This is a genomic window from Janthinobacterium sp. SUN073 (assembly GCF_030397665.1).
Taxonomy (GTDB): Bacteria; Pseudomonadota; Gammaproteobacteria; order Burkholderiales; family Burkholderiaceae_D; genus Janthinobacterium.
On sequence record NZ_JAPUBT010000001.1, the window covers coordinates 968,068 to 979,076 of the forward strand.

Sequence of the window (11,009 nt, forward strand, 5' to 3'; positions counted from 1 at the left end):
TAAACTGAGACAGGCCGCGTTCCGGCCCGCACCGCCATGAGCACTTCCGCACCGATCTTTACCGACCCGTCCCACGTCAAGGACGCCTTGCGCGATGACGGCTATGCCGTCCTGCGCCCGCAGGACGTGGCGGCGCTGGCCGGCTGCCCGCTGGCCGCGCTGCGCGCGCTCGAACCGAGCTGGAACGCGCTGGCGCTGGACAATTACCTGAAAGATGGCGGCCGCTATCGCCGCCGGCGCCACTCGTGCTTCGTGCAGGATGGCGCGCGCCTGACGCAGACGGCGCACCGCCCGCACTGGCAACCGATCGAATACAACGCCCTGCATGGCGGCATGCACCGCCTGTTTGAGCCGGTCGAGCCGGCCATTGTCGCGCAGCCAGCCTGGCAACAGCTGATCCGCGCGCTGGGCGACGCCTGCTCGCAGGTGAAGGGCAGCCAGCCGTGGTTCATCGAGGCGCACCAGTTCCGCATCGATACGACCGATGGCATCGGCCGCCCCACGCCGGAAGGCGCGCACCGCGATGGTGTCGATTTCGTCGCCGTGCTGTTGATCGGGCGCGAACAGGTCAAGGGCGGCGAGACGCGCATCTTCGAAGCCCATGGTCCCAACGGCAAGCGCTTTACCCTGACCGAGCCATGGTCGCTGCTGCTGCTCGACGATGCGGCGGTGATCCACGAATCGACGCCGATCCAGCCCATCGGCGAACATGGCCACCGCGATACGCTGGTGCTGACGTATCGCGCGGGCCAGTTCCAGGGCGAAAACTGACAGGCGGCCACAGCATTCCCTGTGGCCAAAATAGTTACTTGGAAGTTACTTTTGCAGACTTAAATCCGATATAGTCACAGGATGTCGATATTGCGCGCTCACCGCGCCCAGCATCACCACACTGAAATTCTAGGAGAGGTCTGTGGACTCCAACAACCAAATCAAGCCTGACGAAATCGAGATCCTGATCGTCGAGGATAGCCCGACCCAGGCGGAGCGATTGCGCCGCCTGATCCAGTCGCTGCACTACAACGCGCGCGTGGCGGCGAATGGCCAGCTGGCCCTGGCCGCCATCCGCGAGCGCAAGCCGCACCTGGTGCTGTCCGATATCGTCATGCCTGAAATGAATGGCTACGACCTGTGCCGCGCCATCAAGTCCGATCCGACCCTGCGCGATATTCCCGTGATCCTCGTCACCTCGCTCAACGACCCGAAGGACATCATCCGCGGCATCGAGTGCGGCGCCGACAATTTCATCCGCAAGCCGTATGCGGAAGACTACCTGCTCAACCGCATCAGCCACATGCTGATGAACCAGAAGCTGCGCAAGAACCAGAATGTGGAAATCGGCATCGCCCTGTACCTGGGCGACCAGAAGCACTTCATCAATGCGGAGCGCCAGCAAATCCTCGATTTGCTGATCTCCACGTATGAACAGGCGGTGCAGGTCAACGGCGAACTGCAGGCACGTGAACGCCAGGTGATCGAATTGAACATGCGCCTGGCGCACCATGCGGCCGAACTGGAAACCATCAACCGCGAAATCGCCCTGAAAAACCTGGAACTGGCCGAGGCCAGCCGCATGAAGTCCGCCTTCATCGCGAATATGTCGCATGAACTGCGCACGCCGCTGAACGCCATCATCGGGTTTACCGGCGCACTGCTGATGAAACTGCCCGGCCCCCTGACGTCCGACCAGGACAAGCAGCTCAATACCATCCGCGCCAGCGCGCGCCATCTGCTCTCCTTGATCAACGACATTCTCGACGTGGCCAAGATCGAGGCGGGCAAGCTGACCCTGTCAATCGAGCCCGTGCACTGCCAGGAGCTGATGGCCGAAGTGGCCGACACCTTGCGCCCCCTGGCCCAGCAAAAGGGCCTGGCACTGGAAATGGCACTGGGCGAAGCGGGCCAGCCGCCCGCCATCATCGACACGGACCGCCGCGCGCTGACGCAAATCCTCATCAACCTGCTCAACAATGCCATCAAGTTCACGGAACAGGGCACGGTGCGCATCAGCCTGGCCCAGCGCGAAGAAGACGGCGGACTGGTGACGGAAATGAGCATCGCCGACAGCGGTGCCGGCATCAAGGAAGAAGACCAGGCGAAGCTGTTCCAGGCCTTTTCGCAACTCGATTCCACCTCCACGCGCCACGTGGAAGGCGCGGGACTGGGGCTGTACCTGTGCCAGAACCTGGCCAACGCCATCGGCGGCGCCCTGTTCTTCAATAGCGACTACGGCTCCGGCAGCACGTTTACCTTGGCCCTGCGCAGCAAGCCCTGATTCGGGTGCGCCGCAGCATAAATTCTGGATATTTTGCCATCTGAAGCAGATCGATACCGTAGTTCTACGGTATTGCACTGCACCATTTTCAGCGCTATAGTGGAACTGTCTCCTCCAATTTGTTCTCCGAACATTGGATTACGCCCGCGATTACAACCGCGGGCTTTTTTTTGCCTGCGTTTTACATTATCTTCATCTTTCCTTAACTAAATCAACCGATTTAGTTATATCAAACGCTTGAGATATGTGTTTAAATCTCCGGCATGATTGAAAAAACCGCCATCCCCACTCCCCACGCCGACGACGGACGCAAGCCCCGTTCCGATGGAGAACAGTCGCGCGAGCGGCTACTGCATAGCGCCATCCGCCTGTTTGCCGAGCAAGGCTACGCCAAGACGTCCACGCGCGAACTGGCGCAGGCGGCCGGCACCAACGCGGCGGCCATCAGCTACTATTTTGGCGACAAGGCGGGCCTGTACCGCGCCGCCTTCTCCCATCAACTATCGAATCCACAAGACAATATCGCCCTGTACGAGCAACCCCATTTCACCCTGCGCCAAAGTCTGGAAGGCTTTTATGCGCAATTGCTCGCCCCCATGCAGCAGGGCGAGATCGCGCGCGACTGCATGCGCCTGTGGTGCCGCGAAATGCTCGAACCGACGGGCCTGTGGGCGCGCGAGGTCGACCAAAACATCCGTGCCGAACACGAGGCGCTCACGCGCGTGCTGGCACGCCACCTGGGCGCGCCCGACAACAGCGACGACATGCACCGCCTGGCCTTTTCCATCGCCTCGCTGGCCCTGCAGCACATGGTGGGCGCCGAAGTGCTGCACACCTTGCGCCCGCAACTGATGGAAACGCCGCACGCCATCGATACCTGGCTGGCGCGCATGACCGACTACGCGCTGGCCATGGCCGACGTGGAGCGCCGGCGCCTGGCCACGCCTCCCTCTCCCCCCACCGCTCAACGACAAGCAGAAGGACCAGCATGACGACTATTCGATGCACCGTTCAACGCGCCCTCGCCGCCAGCATCGTGCTGGCGCTGGGCGGCTGCGCCCTGCAGGGGCCGCCCGCAGCGGTGGCCGCCAGCGCGCCCGCGCAATGGCAGGCGCCGCTGCCGCATAACGGCAAGCTGACGGACCTGGCCAGCTGGTGGCAGGGCCAGGGCGATAGCCTGCTGGTGGAATTGATCACCGATGCGCAGCAGGTCAGCCCCACCATCGCCGCCGCCGGCACGCGCATCGTGCAGGCGCGCGCGGACAGCATCGCCAGCGGCGCCGCGCTGGCGCCCAAGCTCGATGCGACCGGTAGCGTGGTACGCACCAGCCAGCAATCGGCCCAGCCTGGCGGCACCACCTCCCAGGCGGCCTTGCAAGCGTCGTGGGAAATCGATGTGTTTGGCGCCAACCGCGCCACGCGCGATGCGGCGCTGGAGCGCTACGACAGCGCCCGGGCGGGTTGGCATGAGGCCCGCGTCTCGGTCGCCGCCGAAGTGGCGAACCAGTACTACGCCTTGCGCACCTGCCAGCAACTGCAGGCCGTGGCCGAACAGGATGCCGTCTCGCGCCGCGACTCGGCACGCCTGACGGAACTGAGCGCCGGCGCCGGTTTCCAGCCGCCCGCCAACGCCGCGCTGGCCCGCGCCAGCGCCGCCGAAGGCGCCAGCCGCGCCATCGAACAGCGCGCCGCCTGCGACGTGAATGTCAAGGCGCTGGTGGCCCTGTCGGCCCTGCCGGAAGAGACGCTGCGCCAGAAGCTGGCGGCCAGCCCCTTTGTTGCGCCCTCGCCCGTGGCGATTGCGCAACTGCCGGCGCAAACCCTGGGCCAGCGTCCCGACATCTACAGCGCCGAACGCGAAGTGGCAGCGGCCAGCTTCGAAGTACGCGGCGCCCAGGCGCAGCGCTACCCCCGTCTGAGCCTGGCCGGCTCCATCGGCAAGGGCAATATCCGCGCTGGCGGCACCAGCATCACGGCCAGCACCTGGAGCATCGGTCCGCTGGCCGTCAGCCTGCCCATCTTCGACGGCGGCACCCGCCGCGCCCAGGTCGATGCCGCCACGGCGCGCTACGACGAAGCGGTGGTGAAGTACCGCGCCGGCGTGCGCCAGGCCGTGCGCGAAGTGGAAGAAGCCTTGGTCAACCTGGCCAGCACGGACGAGCGCAGCGGCCACGCGAAAACGGCCCTGGAAGGCTACCGCGTGTCGTTCGTCGCCACCGAAGACCGCTACAAGAATGGCCTGGCCAGCCTGATCGAACTGGAAGACGCGCGCCGCACGCGCCTGGCCGCAGAAAACACCGTGGTCAACCTCGAGCGCGAACGCAGCGCCGCCTGGGTAGCGCTGTACCGCGCCGCCGGCGGCGGCTGGAACAGCAGCAACGCCATCGCCAACAATGCCCCCTGACGGATACGACAACATGAAAAAAATGACCTTGAAACCGATGGCGCTCGCGCTGGCCGCCCTTTGCGTGGTGCTGGGCGCCGGCGTGGCCCTGTACTCCCCATCCTCCACGGCGGCCGACGATGCCAAGGACAAGAACGCGGCACCAAAGCCTGCGCTCACCGTCACCACGGCCAAGCCGCAAACGGCCAGCCTGCCCATCAAGCTGAAGGCCAACGGCAACGTGGCCGCCTGGCAGGAAGCCGTCATCGGCAGCGAATCGAACGGCTTGCGCCTCACCGACGTACGCGTGAATGTCGGCGACGTGGTGCGCGCCGGCCAGGTGCTGGCCGTGTTCTCGAACGACACGGTCAACGCCGACGTGGCGCAGGCGAAGGCCGCCGTGCTGGAAGCGGAAGCGAATGCCGCCGAGGCGGCCGCCAACGCCCAGCGCGCCCGCTCGCTGCAAAGCACGGGCGCCATCAGCGCACAGCAGATCAGCCAGTATCTGACGGCCGAACAGACGGCCAACGCGCGCATTGCGTCCGCCAAGGCGCAGCTGGCGTCGCAGCAGCTGCGCCTGAAATACACGCAGGTGGTGGCGCCCGACAGCGGCATCATCTCCTCGCGCGCGGCCACCGTCGGGTCGGTGGTGGGCGCCGGCACGGAACTGTTCCGCATGATCCGCCAGGGCCGCCTCGAATGGCGCGCCGAAGTGACTGCCACCGAGCTGCTGAATTTAAAACCCGGCACACTGGCGCAGGTGAAGGCGGCCAATGGCAGCGTCTTGACGGGCAAGGTGCGCATGATCGCCCCTACCGTCGATCCGCAGACGCGTTCCGCCCTCGTGTATGTGGACCTGCCGGCCAGCAGCGGCAACAATGCGCCGTTCAAGGCCGGCATGTACGCCAGCGGCGAATTTGAACTGGGCACCTCGGGTGCGCTGACGGTGCCGCAGCAGGCCATTGCCGTGCGCGATGGCTTCAGCTATGTCTTCCGCCTGAATGCCGACCAGCGGGTCAGCCAGATCAAGGTGCAGGCCGGACGGCGCCTGAGCGACCGCATCGAAATCATCAACGGCATCACGGCCGACACGACGATCGTCGTCAGCGGCGCCGGCTTCCTCAATGACGGCGATTTGGTCCGTAATGTGAAAACCCCGGTTCAGACGCCGGTGGCTGCACCGGCAGCGAAAAAGTAAGGAGAGGCCATGAATTTTTCCTCCCTCTCGATCAAGAATCCGATCCCGGCCATCATGCTGTTCGCGCTGCTGACCCTGGCCGGTCTGCTGGCCTACAAGGCCAATCCGGTGCAGGATTTCCCGGACATCGAACTGCCCATCGTCACCGTCAGCGCGGTGCTGCCCGGCGCCGCGCCGGCCCAGCTGGAAACGGAAGTGGCGCGCAAGATCGAAGACTCCGTCGCCACCTTGCAAGGCGTGAAAAACATCTACACCAAGGTGCTCGATGGCGTCGTCACGGTGACCGTCGAATTCATCCTGGAAAAGCAGATCGCCGAAGCCGTCAACGATGTGCGCGACGCCGTCGCCCGCGTCAAGGCGGACATGCCGGCCGAGCTGCGCGACCCCACCGTCACCAAGGCGTCCACCGCCGGGCGCGTGGTGCTGACCTTTATCGCCACGGCGAAACCGGGCGTGGACAACCCGCTCGACTCTCCCGACCTGTCCTGGTTCGTCGACAACACGGTAGCCAAGCGCCTGCTGACCGTGCCCGGCGTGGGCGCCGTTACCCGCGTGGGCGGCGTCTACCGCGAGATCCAGGTGGAGCTCGACGAGGCGCGCATGGCCGCATTGAAAGTGTCGGCCCTCGACGTCTCGCGCCAGCTGCGTCTGGTGCAGCGCGAAGCGCCTGGCGGCCGGGGCGACATCAGCGGCGCCGAACAATCGGTGCGCACCATCGCCACCGTCAAGACGGCCGATGAACTGTCGCGCGTGGAAGTGCCGCTGCCGGATGGACGCCATGTGCGCCTGGACCAGGTGGCCACGGTGCGCGACACCATTGCCGAACCGCGCGCACTGGCCGAGCAGGACGGCAAGACTGTCGTCGCTTTCGAGGTGTTCCGCACCAAGGGCGCCAGCGAAGTGGCCGTCGCCAAGGGCGCGCGCGACGCCATCGCCGACCTGCAGAAGGAAAATCCCAACGTGGTGCTGCAGCAGTCGATCGACAATGCCTTCCCCGTCGAGGAAAACTTCGAAGGCTCGATGGAGCTGCTGTACGAAGGCGCGCTGCTGGCCGTGCTGGTGGTGTGGTGGTTCCTGCGCGACTGGCGCGCCACCCTGGTGGCCGCGGCCGCCCTGCCCCTGTCCGTGATGCCGGCTTTCCTCGGTATCTACTGGTTCGGCTACACGCTCAATACCGTCACCCTGCTGTCGCTGGCGCTGGTCGTCGGCGTGCTGGTCGACGACGCCATCGTCGAAATCGAAAATATCGAACGCCATCTGCGCATGGGCAAGTCGCCCATGGAAGCGGCCATGGAAGCGGCCGACGAAATCGGCATGGCGGTGATCGCCACCACCTTCGCGCTGGTGGCCGTGTTCCTGCCGACGGCCTTCATGAGCGGCATTCCCGGCCTGTTCTTCAAACAGTTCGGCTGGACGGCCGTGCTGGCCGTGCTGGCCTCGCTGGTGGTGGCGCGCCTGCTCACGCCGATGATGGCGGCCTACATATTGAAACCGCTGGCGCACAAGGAAGAACAGGATGGCTGGCTGATGACGCGCTACCTGCACGTGATGCGCTGGTGCCTGAACCACCGCGGCGTCACGGCCATCGCTGCGGCCCTGTTCTTTGTCGGCGCCATCCTGCTGGTGCCGCTGCTGCCGACGGGCTTCGTCCCGGCCGCCGACCGCGCGCAGACGCAGATCAACCTGGAACTGCCGCCCGGTTCCACCCTGGCCGAAACGCAGGCCGTGGCAGCCATGGCGCGCGACGCGGCCATGCAGACGCCTGGCATCAAGGGCGTCTTCAGTTCGATTGGCGGCGGCTCCAGCGGCGACGCCTTCGCCCCCGGCGCGGCGGCCGAGGCGCGCCGCGCCGTGCTGACCCTGACCACCGTGCACCGCACCAAACGCAAGGAATCGATGGCGGGCCTGGAAACGCAGCTGCGCCACAAGCTCGATACGATACCCGGCGCCCGCTTCACGGTGGGGCCGCCCGACACTGGCGTCAAGATGCAGCTGGTGCTGCGTTCGGAAGACCCGGTGGCGTTGATGGCGGCGGCGCAAAAGGTCGAGCGCGAGCTGCGCGGCCTGAAAGGCATCGGCAACGTCAATTCCAGCGCCTCGCTGGTGCGCCCGGAAATCATCGTGCGTCCCGATTTTGCCAAGGCGGCAGACCTGGGCGTGACGGCGGCAGCCATCGGCGAGACGGTGCGCGTGGCCACGGCCGGCGACTACGATACAGACCTGACGAAAATGAACCTGCCCGAACGGCAAGTGCCGATCCGCGTCAAGCTGCCCAACAGCGTGCGCGCCGACCTGGCCGCCATCGAGCGCCTGAGCGTACCCGGCAAGAATGGTCCCGTGCGCCTGGCGAACGTGGCCAGCGTGACGATGGAAAGCGGCCCGGCACAGATCGACCGTTTGAACCGCAGCCGCAACGTGACGCTCGACGTGGAACTCGGTTCGCGCACCCTCGGCGAATTGAACGAGGAGGCGCGCGCGCTGCCATCGATGAAGAATTTGCCGCCTTCCGTGAAGATCGCCGAACTGGGCGACGCGCAGGAAATGGCTTCGCTGTTTGCCAGCTTCGGCCTGGCCATGCTGATCGGCGTGCTGTGCATCTACTGCGTGCTGGTGCTGCTGTTCAAGGACTTCATGCAGCCGGTGACCATCCTGGCGGCGCTGCCGCTGTCGATCGGCGGCGCCTTCGTGGCGCTGCTGATCACGGGCAGCGCCCTGTCGATGCCGTCGATGATCGGCCTGATCATGCTGATGGGGATCGTCACCAAGAACTCCATCCTGCTGGTCGACTATGCGATCCTGGCGCGCCAGGCCGGCATGAACCGCTTCGATGCGCTGGTCGACGCCTGCCACAAGCGCAGCCGGCCCATCCTGATGACGACGATCGCCATGGGCGCCGGCATGATGCCGCTGGCGCTGGGCTGGGGCGCCGATCCCAGCTTCCGTTCGCCGATGGCCATCACCGTCATCGGCGGCCTGATCACCTCGACTTTATTGAGCCTGCTGGTGGTGCCGGCAGTGTTCACCTATATCGACGACCTCGAGCACCTGCTCAAGCGCGGCATGGCGAAACTGCGCCGCCAGAAGGCGCCGCTGCGGCGCGATGACAGGGCGGCGCTGGAAAAATAAGCGCCGCCATTGTTTGCAAAATCGCCCCCTGCGGGCAAGGAAGCGAGGGACCGGCCACCAGGCCGCGCTCCCTCGCTTCCATCTATCTGGCATACTGCGCCCATTCTCCATGAACGCAATCTGCCCTGCCTATGAATTACCGCACTCCGCTCGTCCTGCTAATGGTATCCGCACTGCTCGGCGCCTGTTCGGACAAGACCACCCCCGCCAGCGCCGACCTGGCAGCTGACGTGGCAGCCGATGTCCCCGCTGCCGCTGCCGCTGACGATACCGCATCGGCCGAACACGTGCCGCCACCGGCCGCCACCGCGCCCAAGACGGAAGAGATGAATACGCCGCAGGCGCGCAAGCGCGAGGCGGGCATGATGCGTGCCGTCTTTGGCAAGGACTACCGCGGCGACAGCGACGATGCGCTGGCCGACCTGCCCGATCCGGACAACCATGTCGACAAACTCAGTTATGTCGTCAGCGCCATCAGCCACAGGCTGCTGCCAGATGGCCGTGCCATCCTGGTGGCGAATGCGGAAACGGCCAACACGGAAGGCACGGCCGAATCGGCGCACGCCTCGCCGGGACTGTTGAACGTCTTTTTCCTGGCGCCCAAGGGCCAGCCGGAAGAAGGCCAGTGGCAAGTCGTGAAACGGCTGGAAAACATCGCTGCCCTGGGCTCGTCGGGACAACTCGGTGAAGTCCACTGGGTCATGCTGGGCGCGACCAAGCCTGGGCTGGCGATCCGCCACGGCTATACGGGCCAGGGTTACACCATCACGCAACTGGCCCTGTTTGAAATCGGCGACGGCAAGGTCACCTCACTCGATGGCGCCATCGACCTGTACTCGGACAACATGGGCGCCTGCGGGCCTGAAACGGACGAGTGCTGGCTGGTCAAGGGGAACTGGCGCTTCTCGCCAGCGCGCAATGGCGGCGCCTACGACGACTTGCTGATCGATTTCACGGGCGCATCCGAAAAGATCAAACCGGGCGTCACGGTCAAACCGGACCAGGACCCGCCGCGCATCGCCACGCCACTGAACGGCCACGCGCGCTATGGCTTCGATGGCAAGGGATATAAACTGGTTGAAGGTAAAAATACGGTGCCTGGCGTTTAATGAGGTCAGCCCCGGGGTCAGACCCGCCGGGTCTGACCCCACGCAAGCCAGCTACCTGCGTGCCGCCTCCAGGCGCGCCAGCAGCGGCGCATACATAGCCCGCGTATGGCTGCTCCAGCGTGCCATGGCGTTGTCGATATCGGCACACAGGCGCTCGGCCAACACCTTGTCGCCCTGCTGCAGCGCCCAGATCGCGTATTCGGCGCGGCAGTCGAAGCTGTTGTAGCGCGTCAGCGCGTCGTCGAATTCCGCCTTCGCTTCCACCTGGCGCCCGCTTTGCGCCAGCGCGCGCGCCGTCAGCAGCGATACCATCTCGGGACGAAAATGCATATCCGTGCGGCGGATGAATTCCAGGTGCGTCAATGCCTCGGTACCGCGCGCGCACTCCAGGTAGGCGCGCGCCGCGCCCAGGCGAATTTCCAGGTCCGATGAAAATGCTCCCCGCAAGCAGGCTTCATACGTCGATGCCGCTTCCTGCGCATCGCCCGCTTCGAGCAGCGCGCTGGCCAGGCGCATCTGGTTTTGCGCCGTCGGCGTGTACTCGAAGGCGGCCTTCGCCTCCCGCAATTCCCGATTCGGATCGAGCACCTGCACGGCCACCGAGGCGACCTTGCGCGCGCCTTGCGGCAGGCGCGAATTGGGCAGGTAGATGGCGAAGAAATACACCACGCTGCCCAGCAGCGGGAACATGAATAAAATGAGCAGCCAGTACAGCTGCTGCCCGTTGCGCACCACGTGAATCGCAAAAAATACCGCGATCAGGATGTGGATGCCTATGCCAAAAATCGTCATGCTGCGACCTCGTTCGTTCGTAATGGGAGCCGCTGGCACCATGCCGCCGCTTTCCCTGGCTCAATATTACACCGGCCGCCCCGGCAAGCTCACCGGGAAGGCATGCGAACGGCCAAAAAAAAAGCA

The 11,009-nt window shown here is 65.1% G+C and carries 8 protein-coding genes; 7 read left to right on the forward strand and 1 reads right to left on the reverse strand.

Annotated elements, in window-relative coordinates; all coding sequences use genetic code 11:
* The first annotated feature begins 36 nt into the window (after positions 1 to 36).
* The 7 genes from O0882_RS04460 to O0882_RS04490 all read left to right on the forward strand — a co-directional run bounded on the left by O0882_RS04460 (position 37) and on the right by O0882_RS04490 (position 10,091).
* Positions 37 to 771, forward strand: coding sequence for a 2OG-Fe dioxygenase family protein (locus tag O0882_RS04460; RefSeq protein WP_289945666.1), 735 nt, complete (start codon positions 37 to 39; stop codon positions 769 to 771).
* 142 nt (positions 772 to 913) lie between these two features.
* On the forward strand, positions 914 to 2,275 hold the full coding sequence (locus O0882_RS04465; RefSeq protein ID WP_289945667.1) for a response regulator: 1,362 nt from the start codon (positions 914 to 916) through the stop codon (positions 2,273 to 2,275).
* A gap of 263 nt (positions 2,276 to 2,538) precedes the next feature.
* On the forward strand, positions 2,539 to 3,267 hold the full coding sequence (locus tag O0882_RS04470; RefSeq protein WP_289945668.1) for a CerR family C-terminal domain-containing protein: 729 nt from the start codon (positions 2,539 to 2,541) through the stop codon (positions 3,265 to 3,267).
* Positions 3,264 to 4,679: an efflux transporter outer membrane subunit gene (locus O0882_RS04475; RefSeq protein ID WP_289945670.1), complete on the forward strand. Its 1,416-nt coding sequence runs from the start codon at positions 3,264 to 3,266 to the stop codon at positions 4,677 to 4,679. The genes O0882_RS04470 and O0882_RS04475 overlap by 4 nt, the downstream gene beginning before the upstream one ends.
* A 13-nt stretch (positions 4,680 to 4,692) precedes the next feature.
* Positions 4,693 to 5,856, forward strand: coding sequence for an efflux RND transporter periplasmic adaptor subunit (locus O0882_RS04480; protein ID WP_289945671.1), 1,164 nt, complete (start codon positions 4,693 to 4,695; stop codon positions 5,854 to 5,856).
* 9 nt (positions 5,857 to 5,865) lie between these two features.
* Entirely contained in the window at positions 5,866 to 8,982 is a 3,117-nt protein-coding gene (locus tag O0882_RS04485) for an efflux RND transporter permease subunit (protein ID WP_289945672.1), read from the forward strand.
* 131 nt (positions 8,983 to 9,113) lie between these two features.
* On the forward strand, positions 9,114 to 10,091 hold the full coding sequence (locus O0882_RS04490) for a hypothetical protein (RefSeq protein ID WP_289945673.1): 978 nt from the start codon (positions 9,114 to 9,116) through the stop codon (positions 10,089 to 10,091).
* A gap of 51 nt (positions 10,092 to 10,142) precedes the next feature.
* On the opposite strand, the gene O0882_RS04495 is transcribed toward O0882_RS04490, so the two are convergent.
* A complete protein-coding gene (locus tag O0882_RS04495; RefSeq protein WP_289945675.1) occupies positions 10,143 to 10,883 on the reverse strand; it encodes a tetratricopeptide repeat protein in 741 nt (246 codons plus the stop codon).
* Positions 10,884 to 11,009 lie beyond the last annotated feature (126 nt).

Excerpts from the sequence above, each read along its gene's own strand:
- O0882_RS04460 (WP_289945666.1), top strand. The coding sequence starts at position 37 with ATGAGCACTTCCGCACCGATCTTTACCGACCCGTCCCACGTCAAGGAC.
- O0882_RS04470 (WP_289945668.1), top strand. The coding sequence starts at position 2,539 with ATGATTGAAAAAACCGCCATCCCCACTCCCCACGCCGACGACGGACGC.
- O0882_RS04475 (WP_289945670.1), top strand. The coding sequence starts at position 3,264 with ATGACGACTATTCGATGCACCGTTCAACGCGCCCTCGCCGCCAGCATC.
- O0882_RS04480 (WP_289945671.1), top strand. The coding sequence starts at position 4,693 with ATGAAAAAAATGACCTTGAAACCGATGGCGCTCGCGCTGGCCGCCCTT.
- O0882_RS04485 (WP_289945672.1), top strand. The coding sequence starts at position 5,866 with ATGAATTTTTCCTCCCTCTCGATCAAGAATCCGATCCCGGCCATCATG.
- O0882_RS04490 (WP_289945673.1), top strand. The coding sequence starts at position 9,114 with ATGAATTACCGCACTCCGCTCGTCCTGCTAATGGTATCCGCACTGCTC.
- O0882_RS04495 (WP_289945675.1), bottom strand. The coding sequence starts at position 10,883 with ATGACGATTTTTGGCATAGGCATCCACATCCTGATCGCGGTATTTTTT.